We start from the raw sequence: 15,295 nt of genomic DNA on the forward strand, positions 1-15,295 counted from the left end.
GAGCCAGATGGTTCTCTGGACCAGCCCCAAGCGGGGGAGCGATCTCAGGCGGGGAAGGGTGCGGAGCGCGGCGATGGCGGCTGCCGCGGTCCTGCTGGTCGCCCCGGCCGCCGTGGCATGCGGGGACGACAGCGGTGGGGGCGGCGACAGCGATCCGCCCAAGCCGTCCGCGGAGAAGTCGACCCCGGACACCCCTTCCGAAGCTCCGTCGGAGGACGCGCCCGCCGATCCGGCGGCTGCCGAGAAGCAGGTCAAGGAGAACTTCGAGAAGTTCTTCGATCCCGCCGTCCCCGTGAAGGACAAGGAGGCCGTCCTGGAGAACGGGGCGAAGATGCGGGGCGTCCTGGAGAGCTTCAGCGGCGACAAGCGCGGCAAGCAGGTCAGCGCCGACGTCACCAAGGTCGAGTTCAGCTCGGCGACCGGGGCGGACGTGACGTACGCCCTGACCCTGAAGGGTGCCACCGCGCTGCCCGACGCCTCGGGCACCTCCGTCAACCAGGACGACACCTGGAAGGTGTCCGTCAAGACGCTCTGCGCCCTGGTGAAGCTGAGCGGCAATGAGTCGCCCGGTCCGGGCTGCTGAGGCACTGGCCGCAGCCGCGCTGCTGGTGGCGGTGGCCGGGTGCGGCAGCCGGCTCCCCGAGAGCGACTTCGAGAACAGGAGCACGGCGCCCGCCCCGTCGCGGGCGCCGGTCCGGGTCGGCATCATCACGAGTGCGACGAGCCCGGTCGGCGGCTCCGCGTTCACCGGGCCGCGGGACGGGGCCAAGGCGTACTTCGAGCGGCTGAACGCGCGGGGCGGGATCGACGGGCGCAAGGTCGAGGTGCGCACGTGCGACGACGGCGGCAGCGGCGTCGGCAACAACGAGTGCGTGCACAAGCTGATCGAGGAGGAGCGCGTGGTCGCGCTCGTCGCGACCTCCTCCCTCGACTACGCCGGGGCTTCCCGGGTCTCGGGCGCCCGCGTGCCCGACGTCGGGGGCCAGCCGATCGGTTCCGCGTACGACACCTATCCGCACCTGTACGGGATCTACGGCAGCCTCGCCCCACGGAACGGGAAGCCCGGCTGGGACGGCAAGCTGATCGGCGGGACCGAGGTCTACCGCTACTTCAAGCGGGAGCAGGGGGCACGGACCGCCGCCGTCGTCTCCTACAACCAGGCCGCGTCCGCCGCGTACGCCCGTCTCGTCACCCGGGGCCTGAAGGCCGAGGGCTACAAGGTGATCACCGAGCAGGTCGACTTCGCGCTGCCCAACTTCCGCGCGGCGGCGGCCGACCTGAAGGAGCAGGGCGCCGACCTGGTCTTCGACGCGATGGACACCCACGGCAACGCCCAGCTCTGCGAGGCGATGGACGACGTGGGCGCGCGGGTCACCGCCAAGGTCACCAACGTCCAGAACTGGACGTCCACCGTGCCCGAGGACTACAAGGACGCGCCGCGCTGCCGCAACGCCCTGTGGGCCACCGGCGCGAGCCGCAACTACGAGGACACGGACCAGCCCGCCGTACGCGAGTTCCGTGCCGCCATGAAGGGCCGCAAGGAGCTCTCCCAGTGGCAGCTGGAGGGCTGGGCCGCCGCCATGTGGTTCACGGACGCGGCGAAGTCGTGCCGGGGTGACGTCACCCGCGCATGTGTCGACCGCTTCATGAACCGCGGCACGTCCTACACGGCGCGTGGCCTGCTGCTCCCGGTGACGTACGAGAAGCGGGCCGAGCCGCCCGGGACCCGTAGGACCTGTGTGTCGGTGGCCCGCTGGAAGGACGGTGAGGGATGGGTCACACAGGGGGACATGAACGACAACTGCTTCAAGGTGCCGCAGCTCTCCTACCAGCCATGATGCATGTACCTAGCAGGAAAGTTCCCGAAACCGGGTACCGATGGCACAACTGTTCGGGAACAAGATGATGATGAAACCCAACCCTCTGTCCGTAATCCCCGTCTAACCCTGCGGTAGGCGGACGAGAGGGACTGTCCGCGGGGAAGCGTGGGATACGGGGACGCATGCACATCTCTTTCCTTATTCACAACGCGTACGGCATCGGCGGGACGATCCGGACGACGTACAACTTGGCGAACACCCTCGCCGAGCAGCACGACGTCGAGATCGTCTCCGTCTTCCGGCACCGCGACGAACCCGTGTTCTCGCCCGACTCCCGCGTCCGGCTCAGTCACCTCGTCGACATGCGCAAGGAAAGCCCCGGCTACGAGGGTGAGGCCGCCGACGCCCTGCGGCCCGCCCGGACGTTCCCCAGCGCGGAAGGCCGCTACGACCAGTACAGCGCCCTCACCGACCGGCGCATCGCCGAGCACCTCTCCTCGGTCAGCGCCGACGTGGTGGTCGGCACGCGCCCCGGCCTGAACGTGCACCTCGCCCGCGAGACCGCGCGCGGCGCGCTGCGCGTCGGCCAGGAGCACCTCACCCTGGACAGCCACTCCAAGGAACTGCGCCGTCAGCTCCGCAGCGTCTACCCCCGCCTCGACGTCCTGACCACGACGACCGAGGCCGACGCCCGCGCCTACCGCCGCAAGATGCGCCTGCCCGGCGTCCACGTCCAGGCCGTGCCCAACCCCGTGCCCGCGCCCGGCATCGAGCCCGCCGACGGCTCCCAGAAGTGGGTCGTCGCGGCGGGGCGGCTCGCCCCCGTCAAGCGGTACGACCTGCTGATACGGGCCTTCGACCAAGTGCGCGCCGAGCGCCCCGACTGGCGCCTTCGGATCTACGGCGGCGGCAAGCAGAAGGACAAGCTGCGCGCCCTGATCGACGAACTCGGCCTCTACAACCACGTCTTCCTGATGGGACCCGCCCACCCCATCGAGCCCGAGTGGGCCAAGGGCTCCATCGCGGCCGTCACCTCCAGTCTCGAGTCCTTCGGCATGACCATCGTCGAGGCGATGCGCTGCGGCCTGCCCGTCGTCGCCACCGACTGCCCGCACGGGCCCGGCGAGATCATCGACAACGGCGTCGACGGACGCCTCGTCGAGGTCGGCAACCCCGACGCGATCGCGGGCGGACTGCTCGAACTGATCAACGACGACGGGTTGCGACGGCAGATGGCGGACGCCGCCCTGGAGGACTCCGAGCGTTTCGACCCGGCCCGCATCGCCGAGCGCTACGACGCGATGTTCACCGGGATGCTGGACCGCGGCAGCTCCTTCGGCGGCCGGATGCGCGGCTCACTGCACCGCACCCGGGGCGCGCTCCTGAACGGCGCGTACGCGGTGCGGGACATCGGACACGGGGTACCGACCAGCGGCATACAGACGAAGGGATCCACCGCATGACGGCCTTGGCCACCTCGGACGCCTCATCGCCCTGCGGCACCGGTGCCGATCAGGGCGTCGCGGCGGCACCACGCGCCGACTGCATAGCCGACTCCGCCGGAGGCCTCACCTTCGACGTCACCGACCCCGGTGGCAAGGGTGCGGCCTACCTGCTGCTGCGCCGCCGCGACGCGGCCTCCACCGACGAGGACGTGCGGCTCCCGCTGTCGCCGGCGGCCGACGGCAGGCTGCGGGCCGCGCTGCCCAGCAGCGTCGAGTTGGCCGAGGGACGCTGGAACGCCTACGCGGAGGTCGGGGGCGGCACCCCGCGCCGCCTCGCGCCCGGCGTCAACGACCTGCGCTCACTGGTCGACCGCGCCCCCAGCGGCGCCCGCGGCCACATCGCCGTCCGCATTCCGTACGCGACCAAGCAGGGCAACCTCTCCGTACGCAGCTGGCTGCGCGCCCCGCACGCGGAGGTCGGCGAGCTGCGGATCGCCGGGACCGCGATGACCGCGCAGGGCCGCGTGTACGGCACCGCGCTGACCGGCGCCGCGTACGCCGAGGCGTCCCGCCGCGCCGAGCCCGACCGGATCGAGCGCTCCGAACTGGACGCCGACGGCGTGGAGTTCAGCTTCGGCCTGCACTGCGACGTGCTCGCGGCCGGCGGCCCGGGACCCTGGGACCTCTGGCTGCGCCCGGCGGGGGAGAGCGGGCCGCGGATCCGGCTCGCCCGGCTCCTGGACGACGTCCCGGACAAGAAGCAGATCTTCACCTACCCGGCGGTCCGGCTCGACACCGCGGCGCACGGTCCGCTGGAGGCCGGGGCGTACTACACGAACGACAACGACCTCTCGGTACGGATCCGCGAGGCGGAGCCGGTCGAGGACTGACGCATGTCGAGGACTGACGCATAGGGAGAGCTGACGGCATCGCGGACCGTGGCTGTCCGCGACGCCGGGCACAATCAGCCCCATGTTGGAGACCTCCGCACGCCTGCTCCGCCTGCTCTCGCTGCTCCAGGCCCACCGCGACTGGTCGGGCGCGGACCTGGCCGACCGGCTCGGCGTCACCCCGCGCACCGTCCGCCGTGACGTGGACCGGCTCCGCGAGCTCGGCTACCCCGTCAACGCGAGCCCCGGCACGGGCGGCGGCTACCAGCTGGGCGCGGGCGCGGAGCTGCCGCCGCTGCTCCTGGACGACGACGAGGCGGTCGCCGTGGCCGTCGGCCTGCGCACCGCCGCCGGACAGGGCATCGAGGGCATCGGCGAGACCTCCGTACGCGCCCTGGCCAAGCTGGAGCAGGTCCTGCCGAACAGACTGCGGCGCAGGGTGGGCGCCCTGACGGCGTTCACGGTGCCGATGCTCAGGACCCCGCGGCAGCAGGCCGTCGACCCCTCGGTCCTGACCGAACTCGCCCACGCCTGCCGGGACGCGGAGCGGCTGCGCTTCGACTACCGCGACCACGGCGGCAGTTCGACCCGCCGCACCGTCGAACCGCACCGCATCGTCTGCACCGAGCGCCGCTGGTACCTGGTCGCCTGGGACGTCGACCGCGACGACTGGCGCACGTTCCGCGTGGACCGCATCGCCCCGAGGCCGCCGCACGGCCCGCGCTTCGAGCCACGCACCCCACCCGCCGACGACCTCGCCGCGTACGTCTCCAAGGGCGTCTCCACGCGCGCGTACGCCGCACAGGCGGTGCTCCGGCTCCTGGTGCCCCTGGAGGAGGCGGCCCAGCGGATCACGCCGTCGGACGGCACGCTGGAGGCCGAGACCGAACGCAGCTGTCTGCTCCGCACGGGCGCCCTGAGCCTGGACGTCATGGTGATCCACGTGCTCCTGATGGGCTTCGAGTTCGAGGTCGTCGAACCGGCGGACTTCACCGAACGGATCGGCGAGGCGCGGGACCTGCTCAGCCGGGCCCTGGACCGGGGTGTTCGGTCTGCGGATCCGGGTGCTGTTCCTCCGGCGGCTGGAACGCCGCGTACCGCGGATGGTGCAGATCGAACGCCGGGGACTCGGAGCGGATCCGGGGCAGCGTGACGAAGTTGTGGCGCGGCGCCGGGCAGGCGGTGGCCCACTCCAGGGAACGGCCGAAGCCCCAGGGATCGTCGACGTCGACCTTCTTGCCGTACTTGGCGGTCCTCCAGACGTTGTAGAGGAACGGCAGCGTGGACATGCCGAGCAGGAACGCCCCCATGGACGAGATGGTGTTGAGCGCGGTGAAGCCGTCCGTCGCGAGATAGTCCGCGTACCGCCGTGGCATGCCCTCCGCGCCCAGCCAGTGCTGGACGAGGAACGTCACGTGGAAGCCGACGAAGAGCGTCCAGAAGTGGATCTTGCCGAGCGTCTCGTCGAGCATCTTCCCGGTGAACTTGGGCCACCAGAAGTAGAAGCCGCCGAAGGTCGCGAAGACGACGGTGCCGAACACGACGTAGTGGAAGTGGGCCACGACGAAGTACGAGTCGGTGACGTGGAAGTCGAGGGGCGGCGAGGCCAGGATGACGCCGGTGAGCCCGCCGAAGAGGAAGCTCACCAGGAAGCCGATCGCCCACAGCATCGGTGTCTCGAACGACAGCGAGCCCTTGAGCATCGTCCCCGTCCAGTTGAAGAACTTCACGCCCGTGGGGATCGCGATGAGGAAGGACATGAAGGAGAAGAAGGGCAGAAGCACCGCGCCCGTCGCGAACATGTGGTGCGCCCACACGACGACGGAGAGCCCGGTGATGGCCATCGTCGCGCCGATCAGGGGCAGATAGCCGAAGATCGGCTTCCTGCTGAACACCGGGATGATCTCGGAGATGATCCCGAAGAACGGCAGCGCGATGATGTAGACCTCGGGATGCCCGAAGAACCAGAAGAGGTGCTGCCACAGCAGCGCACCGCCGTTCTCCGGGGCGAACACCATGGAGCCGAAGCGCCGGTCCGCCTCCAGGACGAGCAGCGCGGCCGCGAGCACGGGGAACGCGAGGAGCACCAGGATCGAGGTGAACAGGACGTTCCAGGTGAAGACGGGCATCCGGAACATCGTCATCCCCGGCGCCCGCATCCCGATGACGGTCGTCAGGAAGTTCACCGAGCCCAGGATCGTGCCGAACCCGGAGAGCGCGAGCCCCATGATCCACAGGTCGGCGCCGATCCCCGGCGACCGCTCCATGCTGTTGAGCGGCGCGTAGGCGAACCAGCCGAAGTTGGCGGGGCCCCCGGGCACCAGGAACGAGCCGAGCACCATCAGGCCGCCGAAGAGGAACAGCCAGTACGACAGCATGTTGAGCCGCGGGAAGGCCACGTCCGGGGCGCCGATCTGCAGCGGCATGATCTCGTTGGCGAAGCCGGCGAAGGTCGGCGTCGCGAAGAGCAGCAGCATGATCGTTCCGTGCATGGTGAACATCTGGTTGAACTCGTTGTTCGACATGAGCTGCAGCCCGGGACGGGCGAGCTCGGCGCGCATCATCAGGGCAAGGAGGCCCGCGATGAGGAAGAACACGAACGACGTGATCAGGTACAGGTGACCGATCTTCTTGTGGTCGGTGGTGGTCAGCCAGTCCACGAGGACCCGGCCCGGACTCTTCTGCCGGACCGGCGGTGCTGCCGCGGTTGCGGTCTCAGTCCCCATCGCTCGCCCCTTCGCCGTTGCGCCGCTGGCCCTGCACGAAGCACCCGCCATGATGCTCGCGTCCCACCCGGATCCGACAGGGGGCGTACCGGCCCGCTGTGCTGGAACCCTGAATTCCCTATGTGTCGTCACCTCTCGCCGGGTGCCCCGGATTCGGAAGTGGGGAGGGTGTGTAAAGGCAACTCCGCGGTCTGTCCGCCGCGCTATTCCGGTGGTATCGGAGCGCTCTCGGGGAGCTCGCGGGAAATCCAGGAATGGTGTCGGAACAACTCCGGAACCGCCCGTACGTGTGACGGAGTTAAGGCGAAACGGGCGTCGTGATCCTGTGACAAAAGCGTGACCGGAGGGGGACCGGTGACGCATGGTGTCCGGCTACGGCCTTCCCCGGCCCGGCCGGGCCGCCTAACGTGGCGGGCATGGCACCTATACCGACCCCTCCCGCCGAACCCCAGGACAGCTTCGACGCCTACGTCGGCCTCGCGGCCGAGGGCGCCGAGCGGCAGGCCCGCGAGCGCGGCTGGTCCACCGTCAGGTCGCTGCCGCCGGGCGCGATCATCACCATGGAGTACCTCGCGGGGCGGCTCAACTTCGAGGTCAAGGAAGGCGTCGTGATCCGCTGCTGGAAGGGCTGATGACTCCGGTCGGCCCCGGCGGCGTATGACCACGGCACGGCGGCCACGGCACGGCGAAAGGCCCCGGTTCCTGGACGGAACCGGGGCCTTCGCGATGCGGGGGATGGGTTGTGCGTACCGGCCCCCGCTGTCTTCGGGGCTAGCCGCCCGCCACCGGGCGGGGCGACGTGGCGGCGCGTGAGGCCCGCTCGGAGTGCGGCGGGCGGCGGCTGCCTGCCGGAGTGACCGGGCTGCGCTCGGAGCGCGGTGTGTGCGGTCCCGGCGCGAGGTAGGCCGGGGCGCGGGCCGGGCGGGCGGCGCCGACCGGCTCGCGGAGCGGGGGCTCGCCGGGCGGGGCGGTCGCGGGCTGCGGCACCCTCGCGGGGGCCGGGGCGACCGGGGCCGTGAGACCGGCGCGGCGGGCGCGCCACAGGTCCCGCAGGCTGAAGATCCAGCCCTCGACCCGGGTGAGCAGCGGCTCCACCCAGGGCAGCGCGAGCAGGACGAGCAGACCCGCGGCCCAGCCGAGGAGGACGTCGCTCAGCCAGTGCGTGCCGAGGTACACCGTGGTCAGGCCGACGCTGAGGGAGACCACGGCGGAGAGCGCCGAGAGGTAGCGGCGGGTACGCGGGGTGGAGGCCATATAGGCCAGGATTCCCCAGGTCACGACGGCGTTGGCGGTGTGGCCGGAGGGAAATATATCGCCGCCGAGCCACATCTCGTTGGCGCCGATCGTGGTGGCGTAGTGCGGGCCGAGGCGGCCCATGCCGAGCTTGGCGGCGCCGACCGTGACGTTGAGCAGCAGCAGGGCGGCGCCGAACGTCAGGAGCGGTCGGATGGTGTGCTGACGCCAGGAGCGCCAGCCCAGCCAGGCCGCGACCATCACGGCGGTCGGGCCGCGCTGGCCGAGGACCACCCAGTAGTCGAGGAAGGCGTGGATCTCGGGCCACTGCTGGTAGGGCCGGAAGAACATGACCTGCCAGTCGAACCGCACCAGCCACGACGTGGTCAGCACGGCGACCACGATGGCGAGGTAGAAGGCCAGGGTCGCGCTGAAGAGCACGATCCTGTGTCTGCTCATCCTCGGCAGATCGAGGCCGGCCGGTCGTTCCGGCTCCCGGTCGAGACGGGCGAAGACCCGGTCCAGACGGGTGAGGTTTCGTTCGGTACGCACCCAATCGACGTTACAGCGAGTGAGTGAGGGACTAGGCCGAATCAGTGGCTTTGTGATGACGATGTGATGTGGCATTGATCTCAGACGGAAGTTTATTCCTGAGGTTTCCCTATTCCGAGACGAGGCCATTACCGAATTCGTTGATCATTTGCGGGACCGTTTTATGGCCCTTATTAATTCGTTCACCGGGGGCTGGTGCGGAATTTCCCGTGCGCTCACCGGGACCCCGGAAATGATCATGGCGGACCCGAGCCGTTCAGCCAGAACGCCCCGTACACCGCGCTCGCCACGGCCACACCCCCCAGGACCAGCGCCGACCTGGGCGTACGCAGCCGGGCGAGCGCCACCGCGAGCGGCAGGAGCAAGGGGAAGGCGGGCAGCAGGAGGCGCGGCTTCGAGCCGAAATAGCCCGCGGCGCACAGGGCGAGCGCCACGACGATCCCGCAGTAGACGAGGAGCGGCAGCGGCTGCTTCCTCCGTACGCCGATGACGTACAGCCAGACCACCAGGGCGACCCCGAGGATCAGGCCGACTCCCGCGAGGGCTCCGGGGAAGCCGGTGAACTTGTCGCCGACGAAGCGGGCGAAGGCGTAGCCGAAGTCGAAGCCGTTGCCCCAGCCCGCCTGGACGTCGAGATAGCCGAGGAGGCCGTCGCCGGTGCGGTGGCCGACCCACAGGACGTAGCCCGCGGCGCCGAGCGGCGCGAGGACCACCCCGAGGATCATGTGCGGGTCGGGCCTGCGCTCCCGGTGCAGGCGGACGGCTGCCGTCACCCAGATCGCGGCGACGACCGCGGCACCGACCGGCCGGGTCAGGCCCGCGCAGGAGGCGAGCACGCCCGCCCACACCCAGCGGCCGGTGAGCACCGCGTACAGCGACCAGGCCGCGAGCGCGGTGAAGAGGGACTCGCTGTACGCCATCGACTGCACGATCCCCACGGGGAGGACCGCCCACAGCGCGACCGCGCAGACACCGGCCCGGCGTCCGTACAGATGGTCGGCGATCGCGAAGATCCCCGCGGCGGCGCAGAGCGAGGCGAGCCAGCTCACCACCAGGCCGGCATCGGCGTACGACAACGGGCTGATCGCCGAGACGAGACGTTCCAGCCAGGGCAGCAGCGGGAAGAACGCGAGGTTCGAGTGGACGCTGCCGTCCGGGAGCGTCACCTCCCAGCCGTAGCCGTGCTCGGCGACGCGGGTGTACCAGAGGGAGTCCCAGCGGGCGGTGAGGAGGGTGTGCGGGCTCTTGCCCGCCGCCGCGCTCCACGCGGCGAGGACCACGACCCCCAGGGCGCGCACCCCCGCATAGGCGAGGAGTGCGGGCGCCGCACGGCGCAGCGCGGCGCTCGCACGGGCGCCGTACGACGGCGGGGGCAGGCGTTGGTCCAGGTCGGTCACGGGCTCGATTATCGGCGCAGGCGGGAACCGGCCGCCCGCCCGGGTGCGTGGTCCAGGAGTGTGCCGCGTGGCGTACGCCACACCGTCTGCGCGCAACCGTGAGAGGTCCACCACGCGACACTGCCGTGAACTCGCGTACTCTGACGGCTCACTCGCCTTTCGTTGCCGCCAGCTGGGAGATCACGTCCCGCGGGGCCGCCGATGCGAGGGATCACTGGGAGGTATCGCACATGTCGGGTTCAACCACGGCCACCGCCCCTTCCGGCCGTCGGGTACCCGGGTCGCAGGGTGGCGCCAACCGCTGGCTGGTGCTCGTCGTTCTCTGCGTGAGCCTGCTGCTCGTCGCCGTCGACGCCACCGTTCTGCACGTCGCCGTGCCCGCCGTCACCGAGGACCTGAAGCCCGGTGGCATCGAGCTGCTGTGGATCGTGGACATCTATCCACTGATCTGCGCCTCGCTGCTCATCCTCTTCGGCACCCTCGGTGACCGGGTGGGCCGCAGACGCGTGCTGCTCCTCGGTTATGCCCTCTTCGGCGTGGCATCGGCCGTGGCCGCCATGGCGGACAACGCCCAGATCCTGATCGCTGCCCGCGCCCTGCTCGGCGTCGGCGGCGCGATGATCATGCCCGCGACGCTCTCGATCCTCCGCCAGGTCTTCCCCGACCGGCGGGAGCGCGCCGTCGCCATCGGCGTGTGGAGCGCGGTGGCCGGTATCGGCGCCGCGGGCGGGCCGCTGCTCGGGGGGTTCCTCCTTGAGCACTTCTGGTGGGGCTCGGTCTTCCTCATAAACATCCCGCTGATGCTGGTCAGCCTGCCCATCGGGCGTCTGCTGCTTCCCGAGTCGACGGGCGACCGCGACGGGCCGTGGGACGTGGTCGGCGCGCTGATGGCCGCGGGCGGCCTCTTCGGCCTCGTGTTCGCGGTGAAGCGGGCGGGCGGCGGCGAGTCACCGTTCGGCATGACGACCCTCCTCTCGTTCTTCCTGGGCGCGGCCCTCCTGGTCGGCTTCGTCCGCAGGCAGCGGCGGCGCAAGCACCCGCTCATAGACCTGTCGATGTTCGCGCGGCCCGCGTTCAGCACCTCGCTGGGCTGCATCGTGCTCGCGATGCTCGCCCTGGTCGGCCTGGAACTGGTCGCCGCGCAGTATCTGCAGCTGGTGCTCGGCCTCTCCCCGCTGGAGACCGGCATGCGGCTGGTGCCGCTCACCGTCGCCGCGATGGCCGCGGGCCTCGCCGGATCGAAGCTCCTGCACCGCTTCGGCCCGCGCGCGATGGTCGCCTCCGGCTTCACCCTCACGGCGGTGGCCGTGGTGATCCTCACCGGCATGGGCGACCAGCTGAACGACCCGCTGATGATGACCAGCTTCGTGCTGCTGGGCCTCGGCCTGCAGACCACGCTCTTCGGGTCCTACGAGTCGATGCTCAGCGAGGCGCCCCAGGCGCAGGCGGGCGGCGCCGCCGCGATCGGCGAGACCTCGTACCAGCTGGGTGCCGGCATCGGCATCGCGCTGCTCGGCAGCGTCATGAACGCGGCGTACGCGCCGGGCCTCTCCTCCGTGCGGGGCGTGCCCGCCAAGGAGAGCGCCGCCGCGAGCCACTCGCTCGGCGAGGCGTACGAAGTCGCTTCGGGGCTCGGCGGCGGGGCGGGCGAGGCCCTGCGCAACGCCGCCCGCGAGTCCTTCGTGCACGGACTGCATGTGACCTTGCTGGTCAGTGCGGGGCTGCTGCTGCTCGGCGCCCTGATGGCGCTGAAGCTGCCGCGGACCATGGAGTGCGGGACGCCTGCGGCGCTGCCCGAGCGGGAGCAGGGGGTACCGGCGCCCCGGGGCGAGGCGGGAGTCCCCGCGGAGTCCGTCCGCTGAACCGAACCCCGGCGCGACAGCCGGGGCGGGCCGCTCTGGACGTGCGGGATGCTGCGTCGTAACGTCAGCCGAGCCGTAGCTAACTACCACTGCTAGTTTTCGTGTCGCCGGAGGCCCGCATGTCCGCAAGCGCCCGCATCCCTCTGCCGCCCTTCGACCCCGCCGACCCCCTCGGCATCGACGACCTCCTGGAGCCGGAGGATCTCGCGATCCGGGAGACCGTCCGCAGCTGGGCGGCCGACCGCGTCCTGCCGCACATCGCCGACTGGTACGAGAAGGGCGAGCTGCCCGGCATCCGCGATCTCGCCCGCGAGCTCGGCTCGATCGGCGCGCTCGGCATGTCCCTGGAGGGCTACGGCTGCGCCGGGGCGAGCTCCGTCCAGTACGGGCTCGCCTGCCTGGAGCTGGAGGCCGCCGACTCCGGCATCCGCTCGCTCGTCTCCGTGCAGGGCTCCCTCGCCATGTACGCCATCCACCGCTTCGGCTCCGAGGAGCAGAAGCAGCGCTGGCTGCCCGGCATGGCCGCGGGCGAGATCATCGGCTGCTTCGGCCTGACCGAGCCCGACCACGGCTCCGACCCGGCGTCCATGCGCACCTTCGCCAAGAAGGACGGCACCGACTGGGTGCTCACCGGACGCAAGATGTGGATCACCAACGGATCGGTGGCCGGGGTCGCCGTGGTCTGGGCCCACACCGACGACGGGATCAGGGGCTTCGTCGTCCCCACCGAGGCCCCCGGCTTCTCGGCGCCCGAGATCAAGCACAAGTGGTCGCTGCGCGCGAGCGTCACCAGTGAGCTGGTGTTGGACGAGGTGCGGCTGCCCGCCGACGCCGTGCTTCCCGAGGTCACCGGGCTCAAGGGCCCGCTGAGCTGTCTCTCCCACGCGCGCTACGGCATCGTCTGGGGAGCCATGGGCGCGGCCCGCTCCTCCTTCGAGGCGGCCGTCGAGTACTCCAAGACCCGCGAGCAGTTCGGCAGGCCCATCGGCGGCTTCCAGCTCACCCAGGCCAAGCTCGCCGACATGGCGGTCGAGCTGCACAAGGGCATCCTGCTCGCGCACCACCTCGGCCGGCGCCTGGACGCGGGCAGGCTCCGCCCCGAACAGGTCAGCTTCGGCAAGCTCAACAACGTACGAGAAGCGATCGAGATCTGCCGCACGTCCCGGACGATCCTGGGCGCGAACGGGATCTCGCTGGAGTACCCCGTCATGCGGCATGCGACGAACCTCGAATCGGTGCTCACCTATGAGGGCACCGTCGAGATGCATCAGCTCGTGTTGGGCAAGGCGCTCACCGGCCTTGACGCCTTCCGGTGAGCGGCCCTGCCCGCTAGCTCTGGTTGAAGAAACCGTCCGCCGGACGGCTCGTCGCCTCCCCGTTGACGATGTGCGTGTCGGCGGGGGTGAGCAGGAACACCCGCGTCGCCACGCGCTCGATGGAGCCGCGCAGACCGAACGTCAGGCCCGCCGCGAAGTCCACGACGCGCTTGGCGTCGCCGGGCTCCATCGACGTGAGGTTGATGATGACCGGGACGCCGTCCCGGAAGAGCTCGCCGATGCCGCGCGCGTCCCGGAAACTGTCCGGGGTCACGGTCCCGATCCGGCGCCCTTCCTCTTCGGCGGCCTCGGCGACCACCCGCACCCGCGGGTCGGTCACCCAGGCTTCGCCGGGACCCTCGGCCCCGTCGTCGTCGTAGCCGTCGTAGTAACGCTCGTCATTGTTGTTGTCGTCGACGAGGCCAAGCCAGGCACTCGCCTTGCGCACCGATCCCATGGACGCCTCCTCTCACAGCGGGCTTTCTGCGTTCCGCATCCCCATGTTCGTCCATGATGCGGATAGTGCGCCAAGTGGATAGTCGCCGCGCGGGGTTTTCGTGACGGTACTGGTGCAGAGTCAACACGCCGTTACGCGTGATTCCCCAAGGGTCCTGCTGTGTACGGCTGCTGACAGTGAGTGAAATATGATCCTTCACGGCGTATGGGTGACGACCGGTGCGTCCGGGTGAACGGACCCCTCGATACGATGCCCCAGTTGATCGAAAACAGGCTCACGGGGGAGTCGCATGTTCGGAATCGTCAGGCCCTGCAGTCATCGTCTGGGCGAGGGGCTGAAAACACAATGGATGGCGCACCTCTGCGGCCTCTGTCTCGCGCTGCGCAGTGATCACGGGCAGTTCGCCCGCGTCGTGACCAACTACGACGGCCTGATCATCTCGGTTCTGACGGAGGCTCAGGCCCAGAAGTCCACCGGCTGGCGCCGCACCGCGGGCCCCTGTCCGCTGCGCGGCATGCGCACCGCTTCCGTCGCGCAGGGCGAGGGCGCACGGCTCGCCGCCGCGGTCTCGCTGGTGCTCGCGTCGGCGAAGGTGCGCGACCACGTCGTCGACGGGGACGGTCTCTTGGCCCGCAGGCCGGTGGCTGCCGCCGCCCGCAAGGTGGCACGGAGCTGGGACCGGGCGGGCGCCCGCACCGGCGCCGATGTGGGATTCGACACGGCGGTCCTGCTCGACGCCGTCGAACGGCAGGTCGGCATCGAGGGCTTGGCGGGCCCCGGTACCTCCCTGCTCACGGTCACCGAGCCGACCGAGACCGCGACCGCCGCGGCCTTCGCGCACACCGCCGTCATCGCGGGCAGGCCGGGCAACGCCGAGCCGCTCGCCGAGGCCGGGCGGCTCTTCGGCAGGCTCGCGCACCTCCTGGATGCCGTGGAGGACAAGGAAGCTGACGCCGCGTCGGGTGCCTGGAACCCGCTGACGGCCACGGGCACCGGCCTCGCCGAGGCCCGGCGCCTGGCCGACGACGCGCTGCACGGCATTCGCCTGGCACTGCGCGACGCCGAATTCACCGACGGCAAGCTCGCCCATGTGCTGCTCGCGCACGAGCTGGGGCGTTCGGTGGACCGCGCCTTCGGCACCGACGCGTGCGGGCACACACATGAGGTGACGGCCCATCAGGGCGGCACGTTCGGACCGCCGCCGGGGCAGGGCGGGCCGTACGGACCTCCCTCCAGCGGTCCGTACGGCCCGCAGTCCCCGTACGGAGGTGGCAATCCGTACGGAGGCGGGGCGCCCGGCGGGCCCGTGGGTCCCGGCGGGCCCGGCGGCCCCGGCGGCCCCGGTGGCTTCGGGGGCGGGCCCGGGTCCGAGCCGCAGCCGCCGAAGCCGGGCAAGCGGGGCTTCTGGGCGGGGTGCGCGGTCGCCATCGGGCTCTGCTGCACCTGCAAGGTCTGCTGCGCCGATTCCTACGAGGGTCCCTGGTCCCGCAAGAAGCGGGAGGGCTGCTGCAACAACTGCGGCGACTGCGGGTGCTGCGGCATCTGTGAGTGCTGCCAGTGCTGTGACTGCGGGATCTAAGAGAGCATCTAAGGGGTG

Annotated in this window: 12 protein-coding genes and 1 pseudogene; 9 read left to right on the top strand and 4 right to left on the bottom strand. The window is 70.7% G+C overall.

The window, feature by feature from the left end; all coding sequences use genetic code 11:
- Window positions 1-73 precede the first annotated feature (73 nt).
- The 5 genes from OG302_RS32415 (at window position 74) to OG302_RS32435 (ending at window position 5,308) form a co-directional block, all read left to right on the top strand.
- Window positions 74-583, top strand: coding sequence for a hypothetical protein (locus tag OG302_RS32415; protein ID WP_371530005.1), 510 nt, complete (start codon window positions 74-76; stop codon window positions 581-583).
- The gene (locus tag OG302_RS32420) at window positions 558-1,838 is read left to right on the top strand and encodes an ABC transporter substrate-binding protein (RefSeq protein WP_371530006.1); all 1,281 of its coding nucleotides are present in this window, start codon (window positions 558-560) and stop codon (window positions 1,836-1,838) included. Before OG302_RS32415 ends, OG302_RS32420 begins: the two co-directional genes overlap by 26 nt.
- Before the next feature lie 164 nt (window positions 1,839-2,002).
- Window positions 2,003-3,283 carry a glycosyltransferase family 4 protein gene (locus OG302_RS32425; protein ID WP_371530007.1) on the top strand — a complete coding sequence of 427 codons (1,281 nt, stop codon included), beginning with the start codon at window positions 2,003-2,005 and terminating at the stop codon, window positions 3,281-3,283.
- The gene (locus OG302_RS32430; protein WP_371530008.1) at window positions 3,280-4,155 is read left to right on the top strand and encodes a hypothetical protein; all 876 of its coding nucleotides are present in this window, start codon (window positions 3,280-3,282) and stop codon (window positions 4,153-4,155) included. The genes OG302_RS32425 and OG302_RS32430 overlap by 4 nt, the downstream gene beginning before the upstream one ends.
- Window positions 4,156-4,237: 82 nt before the next feature.
- Window positions 4,238-5,308, top strand: coding sequence for a helix-turn-helix transcriptional regulator (locus OG302_RS32435; RefSeq protein ID WP_371530009.1), 1,071 nt, complete (start codon window positions 4,238-4,240; stop codon window positions 5,306-5,308).
- A gap of 46 nt (window positions 5,309-5,354) precedes the next feature.
- On the opposite strand, the pseudogene ctaD reads toward OG302_RS32435, so the two are convergent.
- Window positions 5,355-7,244, bottom strand: a pseudogene (gene ctaD, locus OG302_RS32440) (cytochrome c oxidase subunit I); the annotation flags it as partial.
- A 53-nt stretch (window positions 7,245-7,297) separates the two neighbouring features.
- Here ctaD and OG302_RS32445 point away from each other — a divergent pair.
- Window positions 7,298-7,513 (top strand): I78 family peptidase inhibitor, encoded by a 216-nt coding sequence (locus OG302_RS32445; RefSeq protein WP_361833918.1) that lies wholly within the window; start codon window positions 7,298-7,300, stop codon window positions 7,511-7,513.
- 139 nt (window positions 7,514-7,652) lie between these two features.
- Here OG302_RS32445 and OG302_RS32450 read toward each other — a convergent pair whose 3' ends face one another.
- Together OG302_RS32450 and OG302_RS32455 are read right to left on the bottom strand one after the other, a co-directional pair.
- A complete protein-coding gene (locus OG302_RS32450; RefSeq protein ID WP_371530010.1) occupies window positions 7,653-8,666 on the bottom strand; it encodes a phosphatase PAP2 family protein in 1,014 nt (337 codons plus the stop codon).
- 236 nt (window positions 8,667-8,902) lie between these two features.
- The gene (locus tag OG302_RS32455) at window positions 8,903-10,063 is read right to left on the bottom strand and encodes a glycosyltransferase family 39 protein (protein ID WP_371530011.1); all 1,161 of its coding nucleotides are present in this window, start codon (window positions 10,061-10,063) and stop codon (window positions 8,903-8,905) included.
- Between the two features lie 230 nt (window positions 10,064-10,293).
- On the opposite strand from OG302_RS32455, the gene OG302_RS32460 reads away from it, so the two are divergent.
- Both OG302_RS32460 and OG302_RS32465 read left to right on the top strand, forming a co-directional pair.
- Window positions 10,294-11,925: an MFS transporter gene (locus tag OG302_RS32460; RefSeq protein ID WP_371530012.1), complete on the top strand. Its 1,632-nt coding sequence runs from the start codon at window positions 10,294-10,296 to the stop codon at window positions 11,923-11,925.
- 119 nt (window positions 11,926-12,044) lie between these two features.
- The gene (locus OG302_RS32465) at window positions 12,045-13,241 is read left to right on the top strand and encodes an acyl-CoA dehydrogenase family protein (RefSeq protein WP_371530013.1); all 1,197 of its coding nucleotides are present in this window, start codon (window positions 12,045-12,047) and stop codon (window positions 13,239-13,241) included.
- Window positions 13,242-13,254: 13 nt separating this feature from the next.
- On the opposite strand, the gene OG302_RS32470 is transcribed toward OG302_RS32465, so the two are convergent.
- Window positions 13,255-13,698 (bottom strand): cell division protein SepF, encoded by a 444-nt coding sequence (locus OG302_RS32470; RefSeq protein WP_361833924.1) that lies wholly within the window; start codon window positions 13,696-13,698, stop codon window positions 13,255-13,257.
- 289 nt (window positions 13,699-13,987) lie between these two features.
- On the opposite strand from OG302_RS32470, the gene OG302_RS32475 reads away from it, so the two are divergent.
- Window positions 13,988-15,277, top strand: coding sequence for a DUF5685 family protein (locus tag OG302_RS32475; protein ID WP_371530014.1), 1,290 nt, complete (start codon window positions 13,988-13,990; stop codon window positions 15,275-15,277).
- Window positions 15,278-15,295 lie beyond the last annotated feature (18 nt).

The sequence above is a fragment of the Streptomyces sp. NBC_01283 genome, from assembly GCF_041435335.1.
Lineage (GTDB): Bacteria > Actinomycetota > Actinomycetes > Streptomycetales > Streptomycetaceae > Streptomyces.

Bases quoted from the DNA above. Each gene is read 5' to 3' on its own strand.
- OG302_RS32435 (WP_371530009.1), top strand. From the start codon at position 4,238: ATGTTGGAGACCTCCGCACGCCTGCTCCGCCTGCTCTCGCTGCTCCAG.
- OG302_RS32420 (WP_371530006.1), top strand. From the start codon at position 558: ATGAGTCGCCCGGTCCGGGCTGCTGAGGCACTGGCCGCAGCCGCGCTG.
- OG302_RS32445 (WP_361833918.1), top strand. From the start codon at position 7,298: ATGGCACCTATACCGACCCCTCCCGCCGAACCCCAGGACAGCTTCGAC.
- OG302_RS32475 (WP_371530014.1), top strand. From the start codon at position 13,988: ATGTTCGGAATCGTCAGGCCCTGCAGTCATCGTCTGGGCGAGGGGCTG.
- OG302_RS32430 (WP_371530008.1), top strand. From the start codon at position 3,280: ATGACGGCCTTGGCCACCTCGGACGCCTCATCGCCCTGCGGCACCGGT.
- OG302_RS32470 (WP_361833924.1), bottom strand. From the start codon at position 13,698: ATGGGATCGGTGCGCAAGGCGAGTGCCTGGCTTGGCCTCGTCGACGAC.
- OG302_RS32460 (WP_371530012.1), top strand. From the start codon at position 10,294: ATGTCGGGTTCAACCACGGCCACCGCCCCTTCCGGCCGTCGGGTACCC.
- OG302_RS32415 (WP_371530005.1), top strand. From the start codon at position 74: ATGGCGGCTGCCGCGGTCCTGCTGGTCGCCCCGGCCGCCGTGGCATGC.
- OG302_RS32425 (WP_371530007.1), top strand. From the start codon at position 2,003: ATGCACATCTCTTTCCTTATTCACAACGCGTACGGCATCGGCGGGACG.
- OG302_RS32465 (WP_371530013.1), top strand. From the start codon at position 12,045: ATGTCCGCAAGCGCCCGCATCCCTCTGCCGCCCTTCGACCCCGCCGAC.